28 protein-coding genes and 1 tRNA gene are annotated in these 24,538 nt (G+C 68.2%); 10 read left to right on the top strand and 19 right to left on the bottom strand.

Features of this window, described 5'->3' with window-relative positions:
• Position 1: 1 nt before the first annotated feature.
• Positions 2 to 709 (bottom strand): winged helix-turn-helix transcriptional regulator, encoded by a 708-nt coding sequence (locus AC3WQR_RS11970; protein WP_185993578.1) that lies wholly within the window; start codon positions 707 to 709, stop codon positions 2 to 4.
• A 372-nt stretch (positions 710 to 1,081) separates the two neighbouring features.
• Positions 1,082 to 2,107 (bottom strand): AraC family transcriptional regulator, encoded by a 1,026-nt coding sequence (locus AC3WQR_RS11965; protein ID WP_492742160.1) that lies wholly within the window; start codon positions 2,105 to 2,107, stop codon positions 1,082 to 1,084.
• Positions 2,108 to 2,489: 382 nt separating this feature from the next.
• Here AC3WQR_RS11965 and AC3WQR_RS11960 point away from each other — a divergent pair, with 382 nt between their 5' ends.
• The 3 genes from AC3WQR_RS11960 to AC3WQR_RS11950 all read left to right on the top strand — a co-directional run bounded on the left by AC3WQR_RS11960 (position 2,490) and on the right by AC3WQR_RS11950 (position 4,786).
• Entirely contained in the window at positions 2,490 to 3,140 is a 651-nt protein-coding gene (locus AC3WQR_RS11960; RefSeq protein WP_492742158.1) for a hypothetical protein, read from the top strand.
• Positions 3,141 to 3,298: 158 nt separating this feature from the next.
• Positions 3,299 to 4,009: a Crp/Fnr family transcriptional regulator gene (locus AC3WQR_RS11955; RefSeq protein ID WP_095745057.1), complete on the top strand. Its 711-nt coding sequence runs from the start codon at positions 3,299 to 3,301 to the stop codon at positions 4,007 to 4,009.
• A gap of 42 nt (positions 4,010 to 4,051) precedes the next feature.
• Positions 4,052 to 4,786, top strand: a complete 735-nt coding sequence (locus AC3WQR_RS11950) for an AP2 domain-containing protein (protein ID WP_492742157.1) — start codon at positions 4,052 to 4,054, stop codon at positions 4,784 to 4,786.
• Positions 4,787 to 4,877: 91 nt separating this feature from the next.
• Here AC3WQR_RS11950 and AC3WQR_RS11945 read toward each other — a convergent pair whose 3' ends face one another.
• The 9 genes from AC3WQR_RS11945 to AC3WQR_RS11905 form a co-directional block, all read right to left on the bottom strand.
• Entirely contained in the window at positions 4,878 to 5,132 is a 255-nt protein-coding gene (locus AC3WQR_RS11945) for a hypothetical protein (RefSeq protein ID WP_492742156.1), read from the bottom strand.
• A 94-nt stretch (positions 5,133 to 5,226) separates the two neighbouring features.
• Complete coding sequence (locus AC3WQR_RS11940) at positions 5,227 to 5,838, bottom strand: alkylhydroperoxidase domain protein (protein ID WP_492742155.1); 612 nt, start codon at positions 5,836 to 5,838, stop codon at positions 5,227 to 5,229.
• A gap of 7 nt (positions 5,839 to 5,845) precedes the next feature.
• Positions 5,846 to 6,469 carry a CMD domain protein gene (locus AC3WQR_RS11935; RefSeq protein ID WP_492742154.1) on the bottom strand — a complete coding sequence of 208 codons (624 nt, stop codon included), beginning with the start codon at positions 6,467 to 6,469 and terminating at the stop codon, positions 5,846 to 5,848.
• Positions 6,470 to 6,481: 12 nt separating this feature from the next.
• Positions 6,482 to 7,552 carry a putative FMN-dependent luciferase-like monooxygenase gene (locus AC3WQR_RS11930; protein ID WP_492742153.1) on the bottom strand — a complete coding sequence of 357 codons (1,071 nt, stop codon included), beginning with the start codon at positions 7,550 to 7,552 and terminating at the stop codon, positions 6,482 to 6,484.
• Between the two features lie 104 nt (positions 7,553 to 7,656).
• The gene (locus AC3WQR_RS11925; protein ID WP_492742152.1) at positions 7,657 to 8,226 is read right to left on the bottom strand and encodes a hypothetical protein; all 570 of its coding nucleotides are present in this window, start codon (positions 8,224 to 8,226) and stop codon (positions 7,657 to 7,659) included.
• 36 nt (positions 8,227 to 8,262) lie between these two features.
• Entirely contained in the window at positions 8,263 to 9,021 is a 759-nt protein-coding gene (locus tag AC3WQR_RS11920; protein ID WP_062481163.1) for a DUF899 domain-containing protein, read from the bottom strand.
• A gap of 26 nt (positions 9,022 to 9,047) precedes the next feature.
• Positions 9,048 to 9,740, bottom strand: coding sequence for a Vgb family protein (locus tag AC3WQR_RS11915; protein ID WP_070060429.1), 693 nt, complete (start codon positions 9,738 to 9,740; stop codon positions 9,048 to 9,050).
• A 48-nt stretch (positions 9,741 to 9,788) separates the two neighbouring features.
• On the bottom strand, positions 9,789 to 11,009 hold the full coding sequence (locus AC3WQR_RS11910; protein WP_492742150.1) for a helix-turn-helix domain-containing protein: 1,221 nt from the start codon (positions 11,007 to 11,009) through the stop codon (positions 9,789 to 9,791).
• Between the two features lie 61 nt (positions 11,010 to 11,070).
• On the bottom strand, positions 11,071 to 12,066 hold the full coding sequence (locus AC3WQR_RS11905) for a Bug family tripartite tricarboxylate transporter substrate binding protein (protein ID WP_492726349.1): 996 nt from the start codon (positions 12,064 to 12,066) through the stop codon (positions 11,071 to 11,073).
• Between the two features lie 104 nt (positions 12,067 to 12,170).
• Here AC3WQR_RS11905 and AC3WQR_RS11900 point away from each other — a divergent pair, with 104 nt between their 5' ends.
• On the top strand, positions 12,171 to 13,100 hold the full coding sequence (locus AC3WQR_RS11900; RefSeq protein WP_492742149.1) for a LysR family transcriptional regulator: 930 nt from the start codon (positions 12,171 to 12,173) through the stop codon (positions 13,098 to 13,100).
• Positions 13,101 to 13,118: 18 nt separating this feature from the next.
• On the opposite strand, the gene AC3WQR_RS11895 is transcribed toward AC3WQR_RS11900, so the two are convergent.
• Complete coding sequence (locus AC3WQR_RS11895; RefSeq protein WP_492742148.1) at positions 13,119 to 14,912, bottom strand: sensor histidine kinase; 1,794 nt, start codon at positions 14,910 to 14,912, stop codon at positions 13,119 to 13,121.
• A gap of 65 nt (positions 14,913 to 14,977) precedes the next feature.
• Positions 14,978 to 15,706 carry a LuxR C-terminal-related transcriptional regulator gene (locus AC3WQR_RS11890; protein WP_492742147.1) on the bottom strand — a complete coding sequence of 243 codons (729 nt, stop codon included), beginning with the start codon at positions 15,704 to 15,706 and terminating at the stop codon, positions 14,978 to 14,980.
• A 185-nt stretch (positions 15,707 to 15,891) separates the two neighbouring features.
• Here AC3WQR_RS11890 and AC3WQR_RS11885 point away from each other — a divergent pair, with 185 nt between their 5' ends.
• The 5 genes from AC3WQR_RS11885 (at position 15,892) to AC3WQR_RS11865 (ending at position 17,928) form a co-directional block, all read left to right on the top strand.
• Positions 15,892 to 16,101, top strand: a complete 210-nt coding sequence (locus tag AC3WQR_RS11885) for a hypothetical protein (RefSeq protein WP_492742146.1) — start codon at positions 15,892 to 15,894, stop codon at positions 16,099 to 16,101.
• A 138-nt stretch (positions 16,102 to 16,239) separates the two neighbouring features.
• Complete coding sequence (locus AC3WQR_RS11880) at positions 16,240 to 16,677, top strand: hypothetical protein (RefSeq protein WP_492742145.1); 438 nt, start codon at positions 16,240 to 16,242, stop codon at positions 16,675 to 16,677.
• 59 nt (positions 16,678 to 16,736) lie between these two features.
• Positions 16,737 to 17,270 carry a nucleoside 2-deoxyribosyltransferase gene (locus tag AC3WQR_RS11875; RefSeq protein ID WP_492742144.1) on the top strand — a complete coding sequence of 178 codons (534 nt, stop codon included), beginning with the start codon at positions 16,737 to 16,739 and terminating at the stop codon, positions 17,268 to 17,270.
• Between the two features lie 130 nt (positions 17,271 to 17,400).
• Complete coding sequence (locus tag AC3WQR_RS11870; protein WP_095947829.1) at positions 17,401 to 17,676, top strand: hypothetical protein; 276 nt, start codon at positions 17,401 to 17,403, stop codon at positions 17,674 to 17,676.
• A gap of 30 nt (positions 17,677 to 17,706) precedes the next feature.
• Complete coding sequence (locus AC3WQR_RS11865; RefSeq protein WP_062480937.1) at positions 17,707 to 17,928, top strand: hypothetical protein; 222 nt, start codon at positions 17,707 to 17,709, stop codon at positions 17,926 to 17,928.
• Between the two features lie 119 nt (positions 17,929 to 18,047).
• Here the strand turns inward: AC3WQR_RS11865 and AC3WQR_RS11860 are convergent.
• The 6 genes from AC3WQR_RS11860 to cysS form a co-directional block, all read right to left on the bottom strand.
• A tRNA-Ser gene (locus AC3WQR_RS11860) sits at positions 18,048 to 18,140 on the bottom strand.
• 27 nt (positions 18,141 to 18,167) lie between these two features.
• Positions 18,168 to 19,436 (bottom strand): aspartate kinase, encoded by a 1,269-nt coding sequence (locus AC3WQR_RS11855; protein WP_062480939.1) that lies wholly within the window; start codon positions 19,434 to 19,436, stop codon positions 18,168 to 18,170.
• A gap of 55 nt (positions 19,437 to 19,491) precedes the next feature.
• On the bottom strand, positions 19,492 to 20,469 hold the full coding sequence (gene tilS / locus AC3WQR_RS11850) for a tRNA lysidine(34) synthetase TilS (protein ID WP_492742141.1): 978 nt from the start codon (positions 20,467 to 20,469) through the stop codon (positions 19,492 to 19,494).
• A 20-nt stretch (positions 20,470 to 20,489) separates the two neighbouring features.
• A complete protein-coding gene (locus AC3WQR_RS11845) occupies positions 20,490 to 21,470 on the bottom strand; it encodes an acetyl-CoA carboxylase carboxyltransferase subunit alpha (RefSeq protein WP_056582036.1) in 981 nt (326 codons plus the stop codon).
• Between the two features lie 156 nt (positions 21,471 to 21,626).
• Positions 21,627 to 22,298 carry a DNA-3-methyladenine glycosylase family protein gene (locus AC3WQR_RS11840; protein WP_095745035.1) on the bottom strand — a complete coding sequence of 224 codons (672 nt, stop codon included), beginning with the start codon at positions 22,296 to 22,298 and terminating at the stop codon, positions 21,627 to 21,629.
• On the bottom strand, positions 22,295 to 23,671 hold the full coding sequence (gene cysS / locus AC3WQR_RS11835; RefSeq protein ID WP_070060418.1) for a cysteine--tRNA ligase: 1,377 nt from the start codon (positions 23,669 to 23,671) through the stop codon (positions 22,295 to 22,297). The genes AC3WQR_RS11840 and cysS overlap by 4 nt, the downstream gene beginning before the upstream one ends.
• Positions 23,672 to 23,867: 196 nt before the next feature.
• Between cysS and AC3WQR_RS11830 the strand changes: the two genes are divergently transcribed.
• On the top strand, positions 23,868 to 24,458 hold the full coding sequence (locus AC3WQR_RS11830) for a tetratricopeptide repeat protein (protein ID WP_070060417.1): 591 nt from the start codon (positions 23,868 to 23,870) through the stop codon (positions 24,456 to 24,458).
• The last annotated feature ends 80 nt before the right edge of the window (positions 24,459 to 24,538 follow it).

The following is a 24,538-nucleotide window of genomic DNA, read 5'->3' as shown; positions in this document are numbered from 1 at the left end:
CTCAGGTCGACAGCTGCGACGGCGCGGCCGACGCCACCCGGAAGTCCGCTGGGAACGTCCAGGTGCCGGGCGCCTCGCGCTTGCCCAGCTGGCTCAATTGATAGCCCATGCCCCACACCGCGTGCAGCGACAGGCCGTGCGGCTGGTCGACATACAACCCGAGCTTGCGGCGCAGCTTCGACACGTTGGCGTCCAGCGTGCGCGAGCCGGCGGCCACGCCGCTTTGCCAGCCGATCATTTCCAGGTGCTCCCGGTCCAGCGGCCGGTTCATGTGGCGGAAGAATTCGGCCGCGAGGTCGAATTCGATCGGCGTCAGGCGAATCTCGGTGCCGGCCACGTCGACCATGTCGAACGGCGACAACAGGCTGAATTCCTGCCAGTCGAGGCTGCGCGGCACCACCGGCCGGTTGCGCTGGCGCAGAAAGAATTCGAGCATGAAGTACATCTCCTCGAAGGTCGACGGCTCCGGCAGCACGGCGTCGTCGGGGCCGGCATGCAACAGCGACAACCCGCGGATCTGCCGCTTGCGCGCGCTCATGATCAATGGCGTGTGATAACGCAGCGTTTCACGCACCTGGCCCACGAGTTTTTGTACGTCGTCGGGCGCCGACGGAATTGAAAGCAGCAGTGCCTCGAAATTACCGCCGGGCGCCACCTGCGAAATCAATTCGTCGACATGCGCAAATGCGACGGGCGTATAACCCAGCATCTTGACGGCACGACTGGCGTGCCACCGCGTTCGGGGAGAGGGGTCCAACACTGCAATGTGCGGGGAGTTTTGCTCAAACATTGAAAATTACCTTGCACACCGTGGCGTCACAAACTTCTATTTTTGCCCCGTTGGCGGGGAAATCGACTTTCATCATTCAACCCTTCAGGAATAAATTGCTCTGAATTGTTGAAGGCAGACGCATTTTTTTACGAATGCATTTACGGCCGGCGCAATTCCTTGGGAAGTGAATCTATTCCCAAATAAAGTTCACAGGTATGAATGAAGGGAACAGAAATATGAGGATCGGGCACGGCGGCCACGCCATGCACCCATCCACCGGCCAGGGCGGCCGGGCCGGCGGCGCGCCGGTCAGCTGACGAGCAGCGTGCCGTCTGCCGCGGCCTGCCCCTGCTGCAGGGCAAAGGTGCGCGGCGTGCAGCCGTACTTCTTGCGGAAGACGAGGCCGAAGTAGGCCGGGTCCGCAAAGCCGCAGTCGTAGGCGACCTGGGCGACGAACTTGCGCGCCCCCTCGGGGCTGCGCAGCATGCGGGCCGCGGCCTCGAGCCGGTCGTTCTGCAGGGTTTCGAGAAAGGTCATGCCGCGCGCGGCCTTGGCGAACACCTTGTGCACGTAGCGCACCGACACGTTGAAGCTGGCGGCCAGCTTCTGCGCATCGATCTCGGTGTCGGCGTGGTGCTCGCGAATCCAGGCCCGCATGCGGGCGTGCAGGTCGCCGTCGCGCGGCGACACGCGCTCGCCCAGCGCGCCCGGCTGCGCCCTCAAGCCGTTCTGTTCCAGCGAGAACGACAGCATCGACATCAGGTGCTCACCGAGCAGCTGGCGCTGCGCGGGACTCTGGATGCTGCACAGGTGCTCGACGTCCAGCGCCCGCAGGTAGCCCGACAGCATCCCGGCCCAGCCCTTGGCGCCGGCCAGCCGCAGGTCGGTGGACTGGTCCGCATGCGGCAGCCAGCGGTTCACCACCGCTTCCGACAGGCCCAGCGTCCATGAGTTGGTGGCCTCGGTCGAGCGCAGGCGCAGCGGCTGCCAGGAATCGATCAGGACCATGTCGCCCGCAGCCAGTTCGATGCGCTGGCGCTGCTCGCTGATGGCCAGGCCGCCGTCGAGCTTGATCAGCAGGTGATAGGGATAGACCTCGGCGCCCATGAGCTGGCTCGGCCCTGTGCGCTCGATGGTCGCGCCGCTGCCGTGCACCCGCATGAAGGCCATCCCGGCCGTGTCGACGATGGTGAGTTCCTGCTGGAAGTGGCTGCGCTCGGGGCTGTCCAGCCGCCCCACGTGCGGGCCGATCTCGTCAGCCCAGAAGGCGAACCCGTCTTTGCGCGACACCATGCCGGTGTGAAAGCGCTGGATGCGACTGTCGGTGTCGGACATGCGGCACGCCCCTCTTCCTCCATGCAGCCGGCGCCACGCCAGAAGCCGCGGGTCATGAACGGGAACTCCCGATTTTTCCTGACAGGTCCGCGTGGACCTCGGATAATTTTTACAAACGATAACAGAGATAACAGCCCGGGTGTTCGGGGGGATGGCGCACAGCGCCCACCGGCGCAAGCCACGGTTCCAGGCCTTGCCGATCGCCGGTCGGCGGGCCGGTCCGGGCCCGCTTCGCCCTTCGGCCGGCGCTCGCCGCGGGCAATTGCATCCGGATGTGACTCGCGACACATCCGCGCCGCGAAAGCGAATGTCAAAAGAGGGCGCGATTCGTAGCATTCCTTCGGATCGAACGTCAACCGGAACTCTCTCTACTGGGGATGAAATGGCTGCCTTGTTTTTCACGGAACTCGAACCTTTCGGCACGCGATGGCGCGCAGCGCTGGCGTCCTGCCTGCCAGCGCTGCGCCGCGACGCCGAAGTGGTGCGGCCTTCGTCTCCCCCACCGGCGGACCGGGTGTGTGCGCTGGTCTTCATCGCCAACCTGGCGCAACTGGCCGACTCCGACGGCCCGGAGGTGGCAACAGGCGTGAGCCGCGAGATCCGGCGCCGGCTCTTCGCGGCCTTCCCGCCGTCGGGCGACACCGACCTGAGCTGCCTGCGCGACGACTGCTTTCTGCTGCGAACCCGCCACGCGCGGCTGGACGACCTGCTGGCCGCGCTCGGGCGCGAGCCGATCCTCGTGAAGGGCATCGCCGCGCAGCCGCTGCTGCATGCCGACTGGATCGCCCTGCGCGACAGCGGGCCGATGAGCCCGGCCGAGATCGAACTGGCACTGTGGGCCGCACAACCGCATCCCGCGCCGACGGCCAAGGGGCGGCCTGCGAGCGATGTCGTGGTGGACGACATCGAACACGTGTACGACCTGCGCATCGCGCGGCAGGGAGATGCCCTGTGGCTGCGCGAGCGCTGTCTGCGAGGCGCCGAGGAACGGGCCCGGATCGACACGCTGTTCGCGCAGCTCCAGCCCGGCTGAGATGGCCTTGCCGCCTTCAGCCCATCGCAGCCCGGCCCGGCGAAGGGGCGCCCGATGGCGAGTCGCCCCGGGGGCGCCGCACCGTCCTGTTCCTTGACCGCCGCCCGTGGATTCGCCCATGAGAACGAACCGCCGATGGTCTCGCAACCCCCTTGGCCATGTATCTCCATCCCCTGATCGCCAGCGTGCCGCCCGACGAGCGCGCCGCCTTGATTCGCAGCAGCGCGCTGCATTCCTACCGGCGCAACGAGATCGTGCTGCAGGCGGACACGCACACCGACCGCATCTACTGCGTGGCCACGGGCCTGCTGCGCGCGGTCGACCGGGACGTGACGACCGACTTCATCCGCCGGGGCGATTTCTTCCTCGGCCCCTCGCTGGGCGAGAACAGCTACCAAGCCACCTCGACGCTGGTGGCCGCCCTGCCCTCGTCGGTCTACCACCTGCCGGTGGCCGCGGTGCGCCGGCTGTGCGCGCTGTACCCCGAGGTGACCATGGGCCTGCTGGAGATCGCGATGAAGCGCGTCGCCATGGTGCGCGGGCAGCTGCGCCGCATCTCGTCGCTGTCGTCCGAAAGCCTCGTCAGCCGCGTGCTGCACGAGCTGACGCAGCTGGCGCCGGCCGCCACGGGCGGCTACGACAAGCGCATCACGCAGGCGGTGATCGCGTCGTACTCGGGACTCTCGCGCGAGGTCGTCAACAAGACCATGCGCGACATGGAAAGCCGCGGGCTGGTGCGCCGCGACGACCAGGGCGTGCACGTGCCGCCGACCTTCGCCTCGACCGATTTCGGCAGCCTGCCGCCGGACGCCCACGAGCTCTCCGACGAGCTCTGTGCCTGGAACGGCGACAGCCCCGAAGCGCCATGACGCGCCGCCTTCACCGGCCCTGACACAAGGACAGCACCGACGATGCCCAAAGGAATTCCGAACCCCGTCGACATGTATGGCATTTCGCCCCGCCCCTGGGGCTTCGAGGTGTCGCTCGTGCGAAACGGCGTGCGCTACGCGCGCCTCTTCGGCCACGCCAGCTACGGCGGCCCCCAGCAGGCGCTGCGACGCGCCCAGGCCTGGCGCGACACCATCGTGAAGGAGCATCCGCCGGTCGCGCGCAAGGAACGCGCGCAGACCCTGCGCAGCAACAACAAGACGGGCGAGCCCGGCGTCTTCAGCCGCTTGTCCGCACAAGGCAAGCCGGTGGCCTGGCTGGCCAAGACCTACCTCGGCAACGAGGAGATCCTGCGCGCCGAATTCGACCTCGCCGACTGGGGCCCTGCGGCCCGCGCGCATGCCATCGGCGAGCGGCAACGCCAGCTCGGCCGCATGGTCGGCCTCGCGCGGCTGCACCCCGCCGAAGAAGCCATCCGCCGGCGCCCGCCGCCCGACGACGAAGCGGCGCTGCCGCCCAAGCGCTCGAAGTCGGAGATCGTGCGACGCAATAACACGAGCGGCGTCAGCGGCGTGCAGTTCAAGACGCCGCGCGCGGGCCATCCCGGGTACTGGGTGGCGATCACCTACACGGCGGGAAAGGGCAGCGTGAGCCGCTCGTTCTCGGTGCGCACGCTCGGCTACGACGTGGCGCGCGACATGGCCATCGCCGAACGCCAGCGGCAGTTGCAGGCGAAGACGACGGACGACAACGCCTGAGCACCAGCAGCGTCCCGGCGAGGATTTGCAACGCCGCCCTGGCGTGAAAAGCGCGATTTCATGCGCAGTTATTTGCGGGACACCACACCAGCTAGCGCTGGTTCTGCTGCTCGCTCCTGTGCGCAATGACCGCGTCGCGCACCGCACGCTTCGGCGCCAGCTGCGGCTTGCCGCAACTGCTGCAGCGATAGAAGCGCAGGCCGGGCAGGAACTTCATCCACGACCGTCGGTGGATGCGCTCCAGCCCGGCCAGTCCGCATCGGCAGCGGACGAAAGGATTGCCGAAGGCCGGGCCGGACGCGCGGCCGTGGCGTGTCGTTGCGTACCCAGGAGCGTCGGTGTGCATGCGGGTCATCGTGCCGACCCACGGGCACGCCGCGCGCCCGACTGTGATCCCGCTCACTTGCCGCCGCAACAAATCTGCGCGCGGTGATCCGCGCCTAGGCGGCAGCGGGCTCCTGCGGCTCGCCCAGCGACAGCATCAACCGGTTGGCCCAGTTGAAGAAGGCCGCGCCGTGCACGACGTCGGCAATCGCGAGATCGTCCAGCCCCTGCGCGCGCAAGGCCTCGACGTGCGCGGACCCGAAGGTCGACGGCGTGGCCGACAGCGCGACCGAGGCCTGCACGATCGCATTCCAGCGCGCGCCCAGCTCGGCCTGCACGCCCTCGTCGAGCAGGCGCTGCACATCGTCCGTGCGCTGTGAGAAATGCGAGGCGAAGCGCGCATGCACCGAGGCGCAGTAGATGCAGCCGTTGAAGCGCGAGGCCGCGGCGGCCGAGAGCTCGCGCTCGGCGCGTGGCAGGCCGGCGTCGGGGTTGTAGAAGATGTCCTTGTCGGTGCGGGTGCGCGCGCCCAGGATGTCGGGGTCGCGTGCCAGCAGGCGGAAGTACGGCGACTTGGCGCGCGACGCATCGACGAGGCCCGCGTAGTGGCGCTCGGTCAGTTCGTCCTCGGGCAGCGGCGCGAGCCAGGGCAGCCATTCAAGCTGCGCCTGCGTGAAGCTGCGCGGGTGCGTGTTGCCGGGATGGGTCAGGGTCGATTCGGTGCTCATGGGGCGCTCATGCAGAAGGGGTGGCCAGCGCGCGCAGGCCGATGACGACGCGGATCTGGAACGCGAGGAACGCCACCAGCTGCGACAAGGTGACGATCTCCGTGGTGCGCCATCCCGCATCGAGCAGCGCCTGCAGTGCGGCCGGGCTGGCGTCGCGCGGGTGGAAAACCAGCAGGTGCGCATGTGCAAGGCCGGCCGACAGCCGTTCGCCGAGCACCGTGCGCTGCGCGCCATCGATGGCATAGACAGGACCGGCTTGGTCTTCCACGCTGAGCGGGCCCACCGGATAGCGGCCGTACGGCCCTTGCGCGGCACCGCGTGCGACCTCGGCCTCGATGGCCTGCGCCACGCCCTGCCCCGCCAAGGCCTCGGCATAGAAGCGCGCCACCTCGGGTTGCCCGTGCAATCCGGCGACGAAGGCCGCGATGGCGAAACGGTCTGCGATCTCGAAGTGGCCGGCCACGGGCTCGGCCGGCGCGAACAGCGCGAGATAGCTCTGCTGCGCCTGCGTGCGCGCCTGCTCGCGCTGCGCGCGCAGGCGGTCGAGCGCGCTGCCGGGCGCGATGCCCACCAGCCGGTCGATCACGTCGACAGCCTCGGGAACGGGAGAAGAAGAAACAACGGCATTCATGGAAACAACAGCCTAGAGAAGCGCAAGCGATTGAAGGTCCGGCACGCCCGTGTCGCGCGCCCAGCCCAGGGCCGGTGCGACGACCGTGGCGGTCAGTTCGATGGAACGCAGGATGGCCGCGTGCGGCGGATCGACCGAATGCACCTGGCACACGAGGTCGGTCACACGCCCGAGCGTGCGGTCGGCGCGCAGCGAGGCGATCACGTCGTCGGGCGCGCCGACATGCACGTCGTACGCGGCGATCAGTTCGTCGAGCGGCGCATCGGCGCGGACGCGGTCGGCCAGGCCGATCTGCCCCGTGGCGGCGGCCTGCACCACCGCGCGGCGCAGCCCGGTCTCGGCCAGGCGCAGCGCCTCCTTGCGGGTGTCCGCCACGAACACGCTGCGCGAGCCCACGATGCGCGGCGTGCGCCCCGGCGGCAGCGCGGCCAGGTAGGCGTCGATGATCGGGTCCTGCAGGTCGGCCAGCGATGCGTCGGGCGCCTGCGCAGTGCGTGGCTGCGTGCGCGAGAGCATCAGCCCGTCGCCAGCCGTGCCCGCGCGCGTGCCGCCACTCACCGAGAACGTGGCCTGCCAGAGTCGGCCGAGCAGTTGCGCGCCCGCCGGGTACAGCGTGTCGCCGCCGGGCAGCGGCCGGCCGGCCCAGGCGTCGCGCACCGTGGCGAGCTGCCGTTCGAACAGCGCCGCGCGGTCGTCGCTGTCCAGCCCGAAGGCCGCGAAGGACGCCGGCGTGCCGCCCGTGCCGACGCCCACTTCGAGCCGGCCGCCCGAGAGCAGGTCCAGCACGATCGCGTCTTCGGCCGTGCGCACCGCGTTCTCCAGCGGCAGCGTGACGATGCCCGTGCCCAGGCGGATGCGCCGCGTGCGCGAGGCGACGTGGGCGAGGAAGACGAAGGGCGACGGCAGGCCGCCCTCGTGTTCATGGAAATGGTGCTGCGCCACCCACGCGGAATCGAAGCCGAAGGCCTCGGCATGGGCGATCTGTGCGGTGACGAGGCGGTAGCGCTCGGCGGCGGGGGCATCGTCGAGCAGCCGGCTGAAAAAGCCGAGCCGCTTGCGCGGGGAAGTGAAGGTACCGGGCATCCGAAGGCCTGTGGGGTCGAGAGCCTTCGAGTGTTGCGCCGCAGGCCGCTCGAATGGAACGCCGGTTTTCGCGTTTGCTTATGCGCTTTGCGCGCATCGGGCGTTCAGTGCGGCATCGCAGGTGATCGCCGTGTGAAGCGCCGCAGCCAGCCCACGCCCGCCCCGGCGCCGACGGCCATCAGCCCGGTGGTGGCCAGCATCGCCGCCGTGTGGAGCGCGACGGCCGCGAGCGCCAGCACGAGCGAGCCACTCATCGCGCCCTTCGCCGCATCGCCCATGCACAGCGGGATCAGCGCCGGCACCAGCATCAGCCCGGCACCATGCGCCGTGGACATCATGAAAGACCACAGCGCCAGCCCCGCGTGCCCCGCCGGCGCACACGCCATGGCGGGAAGACGGCCCGACAGGTGAACGAGCACGACCACGGCGATCAGCCCGCCGGCCAGCCACTGCAGCAGGCCCCGGTCCATCGACAGGCCGAAGGCCACCGCAATGACCACGAGCGCCACCGAGGCGACGTGCCCGACGCCGATCGGCCACAGCGCCCGCAACGCCTGCGCCCGGTCGTGCGAACGCAGGCCCCATGCGGCGGCGAACATCCAGCCGGTGGTGGGGTTCAGGCCGTGCAGGACGCCCATTCCCGCCACCGCCAGCCAGGGCCAGAGGCTTGCCATGGTGCGGACCGATCGACACGCCAGGTCGCGCGCTTCTTACGACTGCGCGTGGCAGCAACCACCCGCCGCCGCAACGGGCGCGGGTTCGTAGCGGTCGTGGTGACGGATCCAGTCCATCGCGTAGGACGGGTTGTGCTCGTCGCGGCCCTTGGGCACGAGGTCGAGCATGTTGTACGTGCCCATCATCACTTCCACGCCGCGACCGTAGGTCGAGTAGGTGTGGAACACGTCGCCGGCGTCGTCCTTGAAGAACACGCTGACGCCGGGTGCCTCTTCGCTCGGGAACGGCTGCTTCACGTAGTTGTAGGCAACGGCGCCGCTGGCCATTTCGTCGGGCGTGAAGCTCACGCCGAAGTCGTGGTTGAAGTCGTTGTCGTGCGACGAGACCCAGGCGAACTGCCAGCCCATGCGCCGGCGGAAGGCTTCGATGCGGGCCAGCGGCGCGCGCGACACGGCCACCAGCGTGACGTCGCGGTGCTCGAGGTGCACGCGCATGCCGTCGGAATGGTCGGCCATGAACGAGCAGCTCTGGCAGCCCTGCTCCCAGTCGGGGCCGAACATGAAGTGCTGCACCAGCAGTTGGCGGCGGCCTTCGAACAGGTCGGCCAGCGGGCGGCGGCCCTGGGGCGTGTCGAAGACATAGGCCTTCTCGACGCGGGTCCACGGCAGCGCGCGGCGCTCCTCGGCGATCCGATCACGCAGCTGGGTCAGTTCCTTCTCGCGCGCCAGCAGCGACTTGCGCGCGTCGATCCAGTGCTCGGGGGTCACGACGGGGTGATTCACTGGGGTGTTCATGGTGTGCTCCTTGGCGTGTGTGTTGTTCAGGCCGTGGCCGTCTTCGGGCGCCGCACCGCGCGGACCTTGCTGGCCCGGCCGTCGCCGGCGTAGAAGAGCCCCGCGCCGTCGGACTCCAGGCCGCTCACGCCGACGCCGCTGGGCATTTCCAGCCGCGCGATCACGTCGCCGCTGGCGGGGTCGATGCGGCGGATGTCGCTCTGGTCGCCTTCCCAGGTGCCGTGCCAGAGTTCGCCGTCGACCCAGGTCACGCCCGTGACGAATCGGTTCGATTCGATGGTGCGACGGATCGCGCCGGTCGCCGGGTCGATCTGGTGGATCTTGCGGTCGCGGTACTCGCCCACCCACAGGCTGCCTTCGGCCCAGGTGAGGCCCGAGTCGGAGCCGTTGCCGGGCGCGGGAATCGAGGCCAGCACCTTGCCCGTGGCGGCGTCGATCTTGTCGATGCGCGCCTCGACGATCTGATAGAAGCAGGTGCCGTCGAAGGCGGTGCCGGCGTCGCAGGCGACGTCGATGCGGCGCGTGGCTTCGCCGCTCGCGGGGTCGAAGGCGACCAGTTGCCCGCCGGTGGCGGCCCACACCTGGTGGCCGTCGTGCGTCACGCCGTGGATGCGCTCCACGCCTTCGAACGGTCCGTACTCGCGCACGATCTGCGCGGCCTGCACCGCGCCTTCGAAACGGTCCTTGCCTGCCTTCTTGCTCTGACTGCTGCTGCTCATGGTGGGCTCCTGTAGGTGCGCCACAGGGGGTAGCGCATGAGCCCGACTCTATTCAATCGGCAGCGCGGCGGGGAGTAACAAGATCGTCGTGAATCCCGCCAGCGGCGGGGCCAGCCAGCGGCGCGCCCTGGCCTGACCGATGGCACGCACGCGCCGCTGCGCCTCGAGTTCGGCCAGCGCGCGCTGCACGGTGCGCTGGCTCGCGCCCAGGGCCAGCGCAAGCGCCGAGGTCGACCAGGCCGCGCCGTCGGACAGCAGCGCCACCAGCGAAGCCTGCTCGCCGTCGATGGGCGGTGCCAGCACCACGACCGGACGCGCATCCAGAGGTTGGAGGATGAAGCCCTGCGGCGTGGCCTCGATGCGCGCCATCGGCTTGACGAGCGCGCGCAGCCGGCCGATCTCGACGCGCAGGCGCGCGCGGTGCGTTTCGTCGGGGTCGCGGGTGCGGAAGGCGTCGGCGATCAGCGTGTCTCGGTCGACATCGCCGGGCCAGGCCGCAGCCAACGCACGCGCCAAGGAGAACAGCACGGGCCGGCGTGCGAGCGAACGCCAGGTGTCGCCGCCCCCGACGCCACGGCGGCAGGCATCGACGACGAGTGCATCGGACGCGAGCAGCGCCTCGACCTCATCGAGGCGCAGGGCCTGTTCGCCGCTTGCAGCGATGCGCCGGGCGGCGGGACGTTCGAGCGCGGCGCGCGCCTCCGCCACTTCGGCCAGCAGCGCCGGCACGCGCGCACGCCAGGCCGCGTCGTGCGCGCGGTCGAGCGCCGCGCGTGCCGCGGCGGTGCGCAGCGAACGCAAGGCCAGCTCCGCCGACGCCAGCTCGGCCACCGCCGACAGCAACGGCGGCAGGCTGTGCCCGTCGAGCAGTGACAGCGCGGCGGCGGCCTCGTCGAGCCGGCCGAGCAGCAGCAGCCGGCGCGCCGCGATGAGCCGCGCCTGCAGCGCATTGGCCAGGTCGTCGCGCGCCTCGAGCGTGGCCGCCGCCGCGATCAGCGCGCGCGGCGAACCGCCCAGGTCGCGCATCGCGAGTGCCACCTCGGCCTCGGCGACGACGCAACGTGCGCGCGCCAGTTCTTCGTGTGATCCGAAGCCGCTTGCAGCACGCCGCAGCAGCTCGCGCGCACGCGGGTGCTCGCCCAGCTGGGCCATGGCGATGCCGCGCAGCGCGAGTGCCGGCGGGTCGTCGCGCAGGGCCACGCGCTTGAGGGCACCCAGCGCGTCGCCGGCAGCGAGCGCGCGCGCGGAGGCGGCGATGAGGGAATCCATGGGGCGACAGGCTACAACACCGCCGGTGCGCTGCGGCCCGCCCCCTCACGAGGCGGTGTCGTCAGTCCAGCGAGATACCGCGCTCACGGATCAGCGCGTGCCACTTCTTGGTCTCGGCGAAGGCGTAGGTCTTCATCAGCACGCTGTCGCTCGGCACCGGCTCCCAGCCGCCTTCCTGAAGCTTCTTGCGCACGCTCTCGTTGCCCACCGCCGCCTGCATCTCCTTCGAAAGGCGCTCCTGGATGGCGACGGGCGTGCTGGCGGGCACCACCAGCCCTTGCCACGCGTAGGCCTCCGAATCCTTGAAGCCCTGCTCGCCCACCGTGGGCACGGCGGGCAGGATCGGCAGGCGCTTGGCGCTGAACGCCATCAGCGGAATGACCTTGCCCGACTGGATGGCGCTGAGCCCCGACGAGGTGTCCACCACCATCAACGGCACCTGCCCGCCCATCACGTCCTGCAGCGCAGGTGCGGCGCCGCGGTACGGCACGTGCATGGTCGACAGGCCGCTGCGGCTCAGGAACAGCTCCATCGCCAGGTGGTGCGGGCTGCCGTTGCCCGGCGAGGCGTACGACAGCGTGCCCGGCTTGCTCTTGAGCTGCTCCATCAGGGCGCCGATGGTCTTGAGGTTCGTCGAGGGCGCCGCCACCAGCACGAGCGGCGTGCGCGCCATCAGGCCGAGCATCGCGAAGTCGCGGTCGACGGCATAGGGCAGCTTCTTGTAGAGCGCGGGGTTGTACACGAGCACGCCGTTGTCGGCCGTGAACACGGTGTAGCCGTCACCCGGCGACCGGGCCGTGACCTCGGCGCCGATGATGGCGCCCGCACCGGCCCGGTTGTCGACGATCACCGGCTGGCCAGCCTGGACCGACATCTGCGCGCCGATGGTGCGGGCCAGGAAGTCGCTGCCACCGCCGGCGGGGTAGCCGACGATCCACTTGATCGGCTTGGACGGAAAGGCCTGCGCCTGCGCTTGCGCGGGAGCCCCCGCGAAAGCAAGTGCAGCGGCCGCGAGCGAAAGAAAACCGCGGCGCGCAAGGCGATGAGAAACGGGCATGAACGATGTCTCCTGGCAGTGGTTGTTGTGATGGCGCTGCGATTGGATGCGAGCTTCATTCATGGTTCAATCAGATATTTCTTTCCCACTTATCGGATAAACCGATGAATGTCACGTTGCGCCAATTGCGCGCCTTCATCGCGGTCGCCCGCGCCGGCAGCGTGACCGAGGCGGCTTTGCGGCTGCACATCACGCAGTCGGCGCTGAGCGGCCTCATCAAGGACCTGGAGTCGAACCTGGGCGTGCAGATGCTTCACCGCACGACGCGCAAGCTGCAGCTGTCCAGCGCGGGCGAGGTGTTCCTGCCGATGGCCGAGCGCATCCTGCAGGACCTGGGCATGGCGCTCGATGCGGTGTCCGACCTGCGCGAGCTGCGCACCGGCACCGTGCGCATCGCAGTGCCGCAGGTGATGGCGTGCACGGTCATGCCGGAAATCATGGCCGCCTTCGCCCGGAAGTACCCCGGCATCCGCGTGCGCCTGCAGGACTCGATGGTCGAAAGTGTGCTGGGCCGGCTCATCAACGGCGACGTGGACCTGGCCATCGGCCCCGAGCGCGACGCGCCCGCCAACGTGGTGGCGCGCACGCTCTTCACCCTGCCCTTCCTCGCGGTGCTGCCCCCGGGGCATCCGCTCACCAAAAAGCAAAGGGTCGCCTGGAGCGACCTGGTCCGCTACCCCGTGATCTCGCTGCAGGGGGAATACACGCAGCTGCTCAGCGCCGAGCTGTATGCGTCGCCGGGTCGGCTGGAGTTCAGCCCGACGCATGAAGTGGCCTTCCTGACCACGGCGCTGAGCATGGTCGAGCACGGCCTGGGCGTGACCACCTGCCTGCCGTATGCGGGCGAGCTGCTGCAGCGCCAGCAGCTCGAATTCCGCCCGCTCGTCACGCCCGTGCTCAGCCGCAAGTTCCAGGTGTGGCTGAACAAGGACCGGGGGCTCTCGCCGTCGGCGCAGGAGTTTCTGGACTTCCTGCTGCAGCACATCGAAGACCACCCGGCGCCCGAGGTGCGCGCGTTCCGCAAGGCGCGCTGATCACGCGCGCAGCGGGCCTCAGCTGCTGCCAGCGCCTGTCACGGGTGCCTGCACCCTCGCCGCCAGCCGCGTGCCGCCGTCGCCCGCGTCGATCTGCAAAGTGCCGCCGATGCGGGCCATGCGCGCCTGCATGCTGCGCAGGCCCAGTCCGCCGATCGATGAGGCGACCGTCACCGCGTCGAAGCCCACGCCGTCGTCCTCGACGCTCAGGAGCACGCCCGCTTCGCCGTCGGCCAACAGCTGCACGCGCAGGGTCCGCGCGCGGCTGTGCTTCACCACGTTGGCCAGCGCCTCTTCGAGCAGGCGCGTGAGGCCCAGCACCTGGCGCGCGGACAGCGCACAGGGCCAGGCCGCGGGGGTCTGCCAGTGGCTGCGCACGCCCATCTCCTCGAACAGGCGGCCGAAGCGGTGGCGCATCGGCGCCAGCCATTGCGTGGGCGTGGCGGCGACCGGGGCCGCGCCGCCGCTGTGGGTGTCGATGATCTGACGCAGGTCGTCGCGCAGCGACTTGAACATCGACAGGTACTGCGGCCGCTGCAGCGCCTCGCCCGACTGTTCCACCAGCGCGATCGAGCGCACCAGCGAACTGCCCAGGCCGTCGTGCAGGTCGTGCGCCACGCTCAGGCGCTCGTGCAGCCGCACGTTGTCGAGCTCGAGGCGGTGTTCGCGGCTGAGCGTGTCGGCCAGCTCGGTGCGCGCGCCGCGCACTTCGCGTGCGAGGTCGTCGTTGAAGTTCTCGACGCGGCGCAGGCTGCGCGTGAAGCCGCCTGCCAGGATGAGCGACATGCCGATCATGATCAGGGGCGCCGTGACCACGGTGTAGCCGAAGCGGTCGTCGATGACGCGCAGGATCATCAGCGCGTCGTGCACCGCGGCCACCAGGAAACCGAAGGCACACAGGGCCAGCAGCAGGTGCTCGGTCTTCTTCGTGTCGAGCGCGCGCAGGATGAACTGCACGCACACGGCCATGAAGAGCAGCGAATACGCGATGAACACCGCCAACGTCGCGACCGACAACGCAGGCTGCGGCAGCAGCGCGATCGCCGCCACGGCCAGCGCGGCCACGGCCCACAGTGCGCGGCTCAGGCGCGGAAAGCGCTGGCCGCCGAAGTGCCACATGAACATGCAGAAGCAGCTCACGTACAGGACCATCCAGGCCGTGATCCAGCGCGACCACGACTCGGTGGAGGCGAACGGCCACGGCAAGGTGCTGACCACGGTGTTGCTCGCGAACACCAGCCAGGCGATGGCGCTGAGCGCGTACCAGCCGTAGGCAACCTCCTGCCGGCGCATGAGCCACAGCACGAGGAAGAAGCAGCCCAGCGTGATCGAGATGACGAGGTTGACCGCGGGCAGCACGCGCGCGAACAGGCGGCGTTCGTCGTGGTACGCCACCGCCACGTCCGCCGGGCCGAGCACCACGCGGCCCAGCCCCGAGCCGTACATGCTGCCGCCCACCACCTGCACCCACAGCGTGTTGGTGCCGGGGTTCAACGCGGCGGCCGGCAGGAAGAAGACGCGCGGCGTGTTCCAGCTGCGGCTCAGCGGCTCGACCAGGCTGGCGTCGCGCCAGAGCAGGTTGTCGTTCAGCGAGATCGCGCCGGCCATGCTCAGGTAGTCGAAGGCCACGCCCAGCTGCGGCGCGTCGTCGCGGCCTGCGCAGGGGCGCTGCCAGTCGATGCGGTACCACACGATGCCCTCGAAGCCGGGCCAGCGCGTGGCCCAGTGATCAGGCAGCGTCACCGGCTGCCAGCCGTCGATGGGCGGCGGTGCCTCAGGCCCCGCGCCGGCGGTGGCGCGCACGGCCCGCACGCTGTCGATGTGCGGCGCGCACCCTTCGGCAGCCCATGCCGTGTGCGCGAACAACCACCACAGGCTCAGGCCAGCAAGCCACGCGAACGCGCTGCGAAAACGGCGCGCGTGCGCGAGGAAACGGTGAGCTTGCGGTAGATGTTCTTGATGTGGCATTCGACGGTGTGCCGCGACAGGAAGATCTGCTCGGCTATCTCGCGGTTGGTCAGGCCTTCGGCAACCAGCTGGAGGATCTGCAGTTCGCGCGCGGTCAGCACATCTTCGCCGACGCGCCCCGGCGTGGCCGGCGGCGCCTGGGTGAGGTCGAGGATGCGGCGCGCGATGAAGGGATCGATCGGTGCCCCGCCGCGCAGCACGCTGCGGATCGACAGCAGCAGCTCCAGGTCGTCGCGCTCCTTGAGCACGTAGCCGGTGGCGCCGGCGCGCAGCGCGTTGAGGATCAGGTCGTCGGTGCTCCAGGCGGAGATCACGAGGATGCCGGGGCCGTCGTCGGCATTCATTGCCGCACCGGTGGGCGCGCTCATCTGCGCGATCAGCTCCACGCCGTTGCCGTCCGGCAGGCCCAGGTCGACCAGCACGAGCGCGAACGGCTGGCGCGCGAGTTCGATGCGCGCATCGGCCAGCGTGGCCGCGAGCACCAGCACGTCGTTGCCGTAGCCCAGCTGGTTCAGGATGCCGACGATGCGCCGCTGCATCAGCGCGTCGTCCTCGACGATGAGCACGGGCGCCGGCAGGTCGGGGCTGGGCGGCGGCGTCATCGCCGGACCTTCGGGCTGGGGAGAGAAAGCGGACATCAGGACGGTTCGGACAAGGTGGGAAGCATGCCCGAATCATCACCCAGGCTTCGCGCGCGAGGCTGCAGTGTCCCCTCGCGGCGGCGCGGCGGCCATCACCAGATCTGGGGGTTCTGGTGGCACGGCGCGGCATCGGTCGGCCTTCGCCTACAGACAGGCACCACGCGAGCGGAGATGGTGGGGCCATGACACATCCGATCGAACTCATCATCGACGAGCCGGCGCCCGGATCCTTTGTCTGGCGGCTGCTCGAAACCGACACCGACGGTGCGCATCCCACCGTCCTGCGCTGCGCCTTCGACCCGGTCGAGAGCTACGAGCTCGCGCTGGCGTCGGGACAGCGCGCCCTGCGCACCGAGATGCGCACACACGGCGCTACAACGGAAGGCCACTGAGCGTCAGCATGCGCTGACGGCGGCTTCGCGAGGCGTCCTACCGCTCTCGCGCCGTCGGTTCCTAGGATGGTTTTCGGGCGCCGGTTCTCTTGCGCTTGTCGCAGTGAAGCAACCGCCGGCGTCTTCAAGGAGATGACCATGCAAAGAAAGCTCATGTGGATGTGCGTCGTTGCCGTGTCCTGTCTCACGGCCGTCTCGGCGCAAGCGCAAGTCAACCCGCCGCCCGCGGCCACGGTCGATCCGGCGGTCGCCGAATACAAGGCGGCCCGCGACAAGATCTCGGCCGACTACAAGACCGACCGCGCCGCGTGCGATGCCATGAAGGACAACGCCAAGGACGTCTGCGTCGAGGAAGCCAAGGGCAAGGAAAAGATCGCCAAGGCCGAGCTCGACCAGAAGATGAAGCCCAGCGACGGCAACGCCCGCAAGGTGGCCGAAGCCAAGGTGGAAGTGGCCTACAGCGTCGCCAAGGAAAAATGCGACGACCAGAAGGGCGAGGCCAAGTCGACCTGCGTGAAGCAGGCCAAGGCCGATGAAAGCAAGGGCATGGCCGAAGTCAAGGCGATGAAGAAGTAACCAACCGGGCCGCAGCCCTTCCCGTTGGCGCTGGCCTGGGGCGGTCGCATACTCGACAGATGCCCTCCTCTTCCACGCGTCCACGGGTCTACCTCGCCGGCCCCGACGTGTTCCGGCCCGACGCCGCGCAGTACTTTGCCGCGCTGGCCCTGGCCTGCGACGCGCTCGGCATGACGGCCGTGCCGCCGTTCGACGGCAAGGCGGCCGGCCCCGACCCCGCGCGCCGGATCTACGAAGAAAACATGAAGCTGCTGCGGTCGGCGGACGGCGTCATTGCCAACCTCGCGCCGTTTCGCGGGCTGGAGCCCGACTCGGGCACGGTGTTCGAGGTCGGCGTGGCCATCGCGCTGGGCCTTCCGGTGGCCGCCTACGGCGTCCCGCCGGGCACCTATGCGCAGCGCGCCGCCACGGCGGGCGTCGTCGGCCGCGACCCGGACGGCAGCCTGCGCGACCCCGAGGGCACGCTGATCGAAGATTTCGAGCTGCCGCTGAACCTCATGCTGGCCTGCTCGGTGCGCTTTTCGGACCTGGCGACCGACGCCTTGCGGGTGCTGGCCGAGGTGTTGGGGTCTGCGCCCGCCCAGCGGCAGTGAGCCGAAATTCGTGAAATAAGTCACAAATCAAAGGCGGGGTATCACCAATTTTGGGGAGCACGCCCCTAGAAGTAAGCCTTTCAGCCTCTTTTTGCGTTGGACACGCCAACGCCCCAAAAAGGAGGCCCGGATGCCCCCCTCAGATCAACAAGCAGTTTTCGAAGCGGCGGGCCGCCTGGGTTCCATGGAGGTCCTGACCACGCAGACCAGCGCCGTCGTCTCGATGCTGCGCGCGCTGTACGCCGCGCACCCCGAGCCGGCCAAGGTCCGCTATCACTTCGACCGGCTGATCGGCCAGTTGCTGACCAGCCCCTACCTCAGTCACGACCCGGATCACGCGCTGATCCTCCAGGACACGGCCGCGACCCTCGTGCGGCCACCGCTCGAATCCGACCCGGTGCGCTGAGCATCGGATGCACACCCAGGAGACACTGAAATGAGTTTTGAAAAAATCAAACTCCGGTTCGGCCGGTCGTTCCGTCGCGGCGACCGCGTCGTCTGCGAAGGCCGGCTCGGCACCATCACCGGAGCGACCTATCCGCATGTGCGGGTGCGTTTCGACGGACGGCAGATTGCGGTGCCTTGCGATCCTTGCGAACTGCATGTGGGCACAGCGCCGATCGCGACGCTGTCCGCGCTCGAACCGCAGCCGTCCTGAAGAGATCGCCTCGCCTTTTCGGCGGGCAGCCACGCATTGCGAGCAGACGCAAAAAAGCCCCGACTGGCGGGGCTCTTTTGGGCTGTTTGATCACTGCAAGGTGATCAGGAAGCCAATCCTGGCGGAACCGGAGGGATTCGAACCCTCGATGAGGCTCTACACCCCATACTCCCTTAGCAGGGGAGCACCTTCGGCCACTCGGTCACAGTTCCTGAAAGCAACCGCAATTATGCCATTACTTAAGCGCTCGGTTGGTCCAGATCGAACGCTTTATGCAGTGCGCGCACCGCCAATTCCATATATTTTTCGTCGATCACGACCGAGGTCTTGATTTCGCTGGTCGAGATCATCTGGATGTTGATGCCCTCTTCGCTCAACACACGGAACATCTTGCTCGCCACACCCACGTGGCTGCGCATGCCGATGCCCACGATGCTGACCTTGCAGATCTTGGTGTCGCCCACGATTTCGGTGGCGCCCAGCGAAGGCATCACCTTCGACTCGAGCAGTTCGACCGTGCGCGCGAACTCGTTGCGATGCACGGTGAAGCTGAAGTCGGTCTTGCCGTCCTTGCTGAGGTTCTGGATGATCACGTCGACTTCGATGTTGGCGTCTGCCACGGCACCGAGGATGTGATACGCGATGCCCGGCTTGTCGGGCACGCCGAGCACCGAGATCTTGGCTTCGTCGCGATTGAATGCGATGCCGGATACGACGGCTTGTTCCATGTTTTCGTCTTCCTCGAAAGTGATCAGCGTGCCGGACTTGGCCTCTTCATTGATGTCGATGTCCCATGCGGTGAAGCTCGAGAGCACACGCAGCGGCACCTTGTACTTGCCGGCGAATTCCACCGAGCGGATTTGCAGCACCTTGGAACCCAGGCTAGCCATCTCGAGCATCTCTTCGAAGCTCACGGTGGTCAGGCGGCGCGCATCGGGCTCGACGCGCGGGTCGGTGGTGTAGACGCCGTCGACGTCGGTGTAGATCAGGCACTCGCTGGCCTTCATGGCCGCTGCGATGGCCACGGCCGAGGTGTCGCTGCCGCCACGGCCCAGCGTGGTGATGTTGCCTTCGTCGTCCACGCCCTGGAAGCCGGTGATGACCACCACGCGACCGGCTGCGAGGTCGGCGCGCACCTTGGCGTCGTCGATGCTCTCGATGCGGGCCTTGGTGTACGAGTTGTCGGTGCGCACCGACACCTGCCAGCCCGCGTAGCTCACCGACTCCACGCCCTCGGCCTGCAGCGCCATGGCCAGCAATGCCGACGACGCCTGTTCGCCTGTGGAAGCGAGCATGTCGAGTTCGCGGTGATAGGCCACGCCGGGTTTGCCCGGGGAGAGCTCCTTGGCAAGACCGAGCAGGCGGTTGGTTTCGCCGCTCATGGCGCTGGGCACCACGATCATCTGGTGGCCCGCACGCGCCCATTTGGCGACGCGCTTGGCGACATTGCGGATGCGCTCGGTCGAGCCCATCGACGTGCCGCCGTATTTGTGAACGATCAATGCCATGGATGAAATCAGAGAAAGATAAAGGGCCGCCTGGAAAGCGGCGCCCTGCAAGCCGTCAGAGCGAAGTCTTCAGCGAGGGCGGGGCATTGTACCAATGCAGCCGCTCTCCCCTGCGCTCGGCGAAGCCCGCGCCCACCTTGAGGTGGATGCGGTGGCCGCGCGTGGTGCAGGCGCGGACCTGGTCCAGCAGCTGGTCGAGCTGCGCCGCGCTCGGAGCGCAGCCGTGCGACTGCATCAGCCAGTGGCGCAGCACGTTGGCCTGCCGCGCGCGCGACAGCGCCTGCAGCGGCCGGATCTGCGGCGGTTCACCGACCACGGCCAGGTCCTGTGCCGCCAGTTCGCCCAGCAGCTGCTGGGCCTGCGCCGCGTGGCCGATGCTGCGGGCGAAGGTCGCACGAAACTGCGGGAAGGTGTCCGCCAGCGCCGGCAGCAGCACGGCGCGGATGCGGTTGCGCGTGTAGCGCGCGTCGGCGTTGCTCGGGTCTTCGATCCACGGCAACTGCTGCTGCGCCAGCCAGCTGCGGATGTCGGCCGCCGGCACCGCGAGCAGCGGCCGATGAATGTTCAATCCGTCGCGCACCGCATGCGCCGGCATCGCGGCCAGGCCCGGCAGGCCGGCACCGCGGGACAGCGCCAGCAGCAGCGTCTCGACCTGGTCATCGGCATGGTGCCCCAGCGCGATGGACGACACCGCAGGCCGCGCCCCCTCGGCACGCGCCATGGCCCCATACGCGTCATAACGTGCGCGCCGCGCGGCATCCTCGGGGCTGTCGCCCGGCGCATGCCGCGCATCGACCCGGTGCGTCACCAACGGCACACCGAGCCGCTCGCAAGCCTGCGCGCACTGCCGCTCGAAGTCGTCGGCCGCCGCCTGCAGCCCGTGATGCACATGGAAGGCGATCACCTGCCCCGGCCATCGCGCCGCGCAGGCCGCGAGCAAGGCGGTCGAATCCGCACCGCCGCTGAAGCCGACGGCCAGCGGCAGGCTCGCCGGTTCGAACGCGGCCATGGCGCGTTCGAAGGCTTCGCTCATGATGGAAAAGGGAAAGCCGCTCAGCGGCTGTTGTCGGCCTTGGTGTCGTTGAACCGGCCGTAGCTCTGCAGGCGCTCGTAGCGGCGGTCCAGCAGTTCCTTCGTCTTCAGGTCGCTGACCTGGCGGAAGGCGTCGTTGAGCGCGCGCTTGAGGAACGCGGCCATCTGGCGATGGTCGCGGTGCGCGCCGCCGACGGGTTCGTTGACGATCTTGTCGACCAGGCCCAGTGCCTTCAGGCGATGCGCCGTGATGCCCAGGGCATCTGCGGCTTCCTGCGCCTTGTCGCTGGTCTTCCAGAGAATGGACGCGCAGCCTTCGGGGCTGATCACCGAGTAGATCGAGTACTGCAGCATCACGAGCTGGTCGCCGACCGAAATGGCCAGCGCGCCGCCCGAACCGCCTTCACCGATGATGGTGACGATGATGGGTACCTCGAGCTGCGCCATCTCGAAGATGTTGCGGCCGATGGCTTCCGACTGGCCGCGCTCTTCGGCGTCGATGCCGGGGTAGGCGCCGGGCGTATCGACGAAGGTGAACACCGGCAGCTTGAATTTCTCGGCCGTCTTCATGAGACGCAGCGCCTTGCGGTAACCCTCGGGCTTGCTCATGCCGAAGTTGCGCGCGGTGCGCTCCTTCGTGTCGCGGCCCTTCTGGTGACCGAGCACCATGCAGGGCACGCCGTTGAAGCGCGCCAGCCCGCCGACGATCGACAGGTCGTCCGAGAAATGGCGGTCGCCATGCAGCTCGACGAAGTCCGTGAAGATTTCGTTGACGTAGTCGAGCGTGTACGGGCGCTCCGGATGCCGCGCGATCTTGGTGATCTGCCAGGGCGTCAGGTCGCTGTAGATGTCTTTGGTGAGTTGCTGGCTTTTCTTGCCGAGCTGATCGATTTCTTCCGAGATGTCGACCGCCGATTCGGTCTGTACATAACGCAGTTCTTCGATCTTTGTTTCGAGTTCAGCAATGGGCTGCTCGAAGTCGAGGAAGGTTCGTTTCGCCAACGTCTTCTCCTGTTTATTTCATCAATTGACCGGCCATCCGGCTCTTTTGCATTTATTCCAGAAACACCGAGAAACCGGCTTTGCCGGGCCTGCGGTGTTGCCCCTCGAAGGGGGTTGGCGAAGCGACACGAAGTGCGCGAAGCCTGGGGGTGATCCTTAGTAAACGACCGGCACGGGGTCCAGCGATCGCCAAATATACCAAGTCGCCACGCTGCAATACGGCGCCCAGGCCACGGCGACATCGCGGGCATCGCTGCGGCTGACCGGGTCGCCCGAAAAATAGTTCACGCTGATGCCATTGAGCAGGCCCTGGTCGTCGACCGGCAGCACGTTCGGGCGCATCAGGTGGAAGATGAGGAACATTTCGGCGGTCCAGCGGCTGATGCCGCGGATCGCCACGAGCTCTTCGATGATGAGCTCGTCCGACATGTCTTTCCAGCGGTCGACGTGCACGGTGCCCGAATCGAAATGCAGGGCCAAGTCGACCAGATATTCGATCTTGCGCGCCGACAGTCCGGCGCCGCGCATGTCGTCGACCTTGAGCTTGAGCACGTTGGCCGGCGTCAGCTTGCGCGGCAGCGCCGCGAACTTGTCCCAGGTCGACTGCGCGGCCTTCACCGAGATCTGCTGGCCCACGATGCTGCGCGCCAGCGTGGTGAAGGCATCGCCGCGCGACTCGAGGCAGGCCTCGCCGAACTTCGGGATGAGCCGCTTCATCACGCGGTCTTTCTTGGCCAGGTGCTTGCAGGCTTCCTCCCAATAGTCCGGCGTGTAGATGCGCACGCTGGTCTGCTGGGTGGCGGGTACGGGGTTCGTCGTTCCGTTCACTGTGCAGCCGCCCAGGTCGTTCCCGTGGGCGAATCCTTGAGCACGATGCCCTGCTCGAGGAGTTCCTGGCGAATGCGATCGGCCTCGGCGAAATTCTTCGCCGCCTTGGCCGCCGCGCGTGCATCGATCTTCGCCTGGATGGTGGCTTCGTCGAGCGTGGTGCCGGCTTGCAGGAACGCCTTCGGATCGCCTTGCAGCAAGCCCAGCGTGCCGGCCAGCGCCTTGAGCAGGCCCGCGGTGTCTGCAGACTTGGTGCGGTTGACTTCGCCGGCCAGCTCGAACAGCACGGCGATGGCTTCGGGCGTGCCGAAGTCCTCGTCCATCGCCGCCTTGAAACGCGCCGCGTGGGGCTGCGTCCAGTCGATGACCACGGTCGCGGGCGCCACCAGGTCGAGCGCGGTGTACAGGCGCTTGAGTGAGTTGCGCGCGTCGTCGAGGTGCGCGTCGCTGTAGTTCAGCGCGCTACGGTAATGCGTGCGCACGAGGAAGAAACGCAGGCTCTCGGCGTCGTACTTCTGCAGCACTTCGCGGATGGTGAAGAAGTTGCCCAGGCTCTTGGACATCTTCTCGTTGTCCACGCGCACGAAGCCGTTGTGCACCCAGAAGCGCGACAGCGGCTTGCCGTTGGCGCCTTCGCTTTGCGCAATTTCGTTCTCGTGGTGCGGGAACTGCAGGTCGGCACCGCCGCCGTGGATGTCGAAGGTCTCTCCGAGCGTGGCGCAGCTCATGGCCGAGCACTCGATGTGCCAGCCCGGACGGCCGGTGCCGAAGGGGCTGTCCCACTTGGCGTCGTCGGGCTCGGTCGGCTTGGCAGATTTCCAGAGCACGAAGTCGAGCGGGTCCTGCTTGCCGTCGAGCACCGCGACGCGTTCGCCCGCATGCAGTTCGTCGAGCGACTTGCCCGAGAGCTTGCCGTAGCCCGGGAACTTGCGCACCGCGTAGTTCACGTCGCCGTTGTCCGAACGGTAGGCCAGGCCCTTGCGTTCCAGCGTCTCGATGATGCCGAGCATCTGCGGCACGTATTCGGTGGCGCGCGGCTCGATGGTGGGTGGCTCGATGCGCAGCGCACCGATGTCCTCGTGCATGGCCGCGATCACCTCGTCGGTCAGCGCGCGGATGGTGATGCCGCGCTGGACCGCGCGGGCGATGATCTTGTCGTCGATGTCGGTGATGTTGCGCACGTAGGTCACGGCATAGCCGCTGGCGCGCAGCCAGCGCTGCACCACGTCGAACGCCATCATCATGCGGGCGTGGCCGATGTGGCACAGGTCATAGACGGTCATGCCGCACACGTACATGCGAACCTGTCCAGGTTGCAGGGGGGAGAAATCCTCCAATTCACGCGACAGCGTGTTGTAGATGCGCAGACTCATGGGACTCGGAAAGCGTTGATTCGCGCACGTGCGGTACGGGCGAACAACGGTGTATTTCAGGGGTGACGGGGGGCGTGGCTACGAGGGGTTCGACGTGGCCCCTCGGCTACAATGCGACGCAGTATAAACGGCTGCCGCCGCGCAGCATCCGGGTGTTCTCCAGGCCCCCGCTCCCCCCCAATCCTGCCGAGGCTTCATGAAGCACGCCGCGTTCTCCAGACTCCCCATCGCCTTTGCACTGCTGTTCGGTCTGTGGGGCTTCGCCGCGCACGCCAACGACTACGACGACGTCAACCTCCTGCTGCGCCAGGGCAAGGCCGCCGAGGCGCTGGCCAAGGCCGACACCTACATCGCCGGCAAGCCGCGCGACCCGCAGATGCGCTTCCTGCGCGGCGTGATCCTCACCGAGCAGAACAAGACCGCCGACGCGATCACCGCGTTCACGCAGCTCACGCAGGACTTCCCGGAACTGCCCGAGCCCTACAACAACCTCGCGGCGCTGTACGCGTCGCAGAGCAAGTTCGACCAGGCCCGCGCCGCGCTCGAAACCGCGCTCAAGCTCAGCCCCAACTACGCCACCGCGCACGAAAACCTCGGCGACGTGTACGCGCGCTTGGCGGCCCAGGAATACCAGCGCGCCCAGCAGTTCGCGACCACCAATGCGAGCGTCGCGCCCAAGCTCGCGCTGATCCGCCAGATCTTCACGCCCAAGGCCGCGGCCGATGCGGCCGTGCTGCCGGCCGCGCCGCCCGAAGTGCGCAAGCCCGTGGGCCGCACGACCAAGTAACCGCCTCTTGCAATCCGGCGGTGCGCACACAGTTGCCTCCCAACCTGCGTCATCGCAGGCCCACCGCCCTCCCCTCCACC

The organism is Variovorax sp. FW305-3-2-15-B-LB1, from assembly GCF_058787635.1.
This window is presented reverse-complemented; position numbering and strand designations above follow the sequence as displayed.

Coding starts and splice junctions, on each gene's coding strand:
- AC3WQR_RS11970 (WP_185993578.1), bottom strand. CDS start 709: ATGCTGGGTTATACGCCCGTCGCATTTGCGCATGTCGACGAATTGATT.
- AC3WQR_RS11965 (WP_492742160.1), bottom strand. CDS start 2,107: ATGTCCGACACCGACAGTCGCATCCAGCGCTTTCACACCGGCATGGTG.
- AC3WQR_RS11960 (WP_492742158.1), top strand. CDS start 2,490: ATGGCTGCCTTGTTTTTCACGGAACTCGAACCTTTCGGCACGCGATGG.
- AC3WQR_RS11955 (WP_095745057.1), top strand. CDS start 3,299: ATGTATCTCCATCCCCTGATCGCCAGCGTGCCGCCCGACGAGCGCGCC.
- AC3WQR_RS11950 (WP_492742157.1), top strand. CDS start 4,052: ATGCCCAAAGGAATTCCGAACCCCGTCGACATGTATGGCATTTCGCCC.
- AC3WQR_RS11945 (WP_492742156.1), bottom strand. CDS start 5,132: ATGCACACCGACGCTCCTGGGTACGCAACGACACGCCACGGCCGCGCG.
- AC3WQR_RS11940 (WP_492742155.1), bottom strand. CDS start 5,838: ATGAGCACCGAATCGACCCTGACCCATCCCGGCAACACGCACCCGCGC.
- AC3WQR_RS11935 (WP_492742154.1), bottom strand. CDS start 6,469: ATGAATGCCGTTGTTTCTTCTTCTCCCGTTCCCGAGGCTGTCGACGTG.
- AC3WQR_RS11930 (WP_492742153.1), bottom strand. CDS start 7,552: ATGCCCGGTACCTTCACTTCCCCGCGCAAGCGGCTCGGCTTTTTCAGC.
- AC3WQR_RS11925 (WP_492742152.1), bottom strand. CDS start 8,226: ATGGCAAGCCTCTGGCCCTGGCTGGCGGTGGCGGGAATGGGCGTCCTG.
- AC3WQR_RS11920 (WP_062481163.1), bottom strand. CDS start 9,021: ATGAACACCCCAGTGAATCACCCCGTCGTGACCCCCGAGCACTGGATC.
- AC3WQR_RS11915 (WP_070060429.1), bottom strand. CDS start 9,740: ATGAGCAGCAGCAGTCAGAGCAAGAAGGCAGGCAAGGACCGTTTCGAA.
- AC3WQR_RS11910 (WP_492742150.1), bottom strand. CDS start 11,009: ATGGATTCCCTCATCGCCGCCTCCGCGCGCGCGCTCGCTGCCGGCGAC.
- AC3WQR_RS11905 (WP_492726349.1), bottom strand. CDS start 12,066: ATGCCCGTTTCTCATCGCCTTGCGCGCCGCGGTTTTCTTTCGCTCGCG.
- AC3WQR_RS11900 (WP_492742149.1), top strand. CDS start 12,171: ATGAATGTCACGTTGCGCCAATTGCGCGCCTTCATCGCGGTCGCCCGC.
- AC3WQR_RS11890 (WP_492742147.1), bottom strand. CDS start 15,706: ATGTCCGCTTTCTCTCCCCAGCCCGAAGGTCCGGCGATGACGCCGCCG.
- AC3WQR_RS11885 (WP_492742146.1), top strand. CDS start 15,892: ATGACACATCCGATCGAACTCATCATCGACGAGCCGGCGCCCGGATCC.
- AC3WQR_RS11880 (WP_492742145.1), top strand. CDS start 16,240: ATGCAAAGAAAGCTCATGTGGATGTGCGTCGTTGCCGTGTCCTGTCTC.
- AC3WQR_RS11875 (WP_492742144.1), top strand. CDS start 16,737: ATGCCCTCCTCTTCCACGCGTCCACGGGTCTACCTCGCCGGCCCCGAC.
- AC3WQR_RS11870 (WP_095947829.1), top strand. CDS start 17,401: ATGCCCCCCTCAGATCAACAAGCAGTTTTCGAAGCGGCGGGCCGCCTG.
- AC3WQR_RS11865 (WP_062480937.1), top strand. CDS start 17,707: ATGAGTTTTGAAAAAATCAAACTCCGGTTCGGCCGGTCGTTCCGTCGC.
- AC3WQR_RS11855 (WP_062480939.1), bottom strand. CDS start 19,436: ATGGCATTGATCGTTCACAAATACGGCGGCACGTCGATGGGCTCGACC.
- tilS (WP_492742141.1), bottom strand. CDS start 20,469: ATGAGCGAAGCCTTCGAACGCGCCATGGCCGCGTTCGAACCGGCGAGC.
- cysS (WP_070060418.1), bottom strand. CDS start 23,671: ATGAGTCTGCGCATCTACAACACGCTGTCGCGTGAATTGGAGGATTTC.
- AC3WQR_RS11830 (WP_070060417.1), top strand. CDS start 23,868: ATGAAGCACGCCGCGTTCTCCAGACTCCCCATCGCCTTTGCACTGCTG.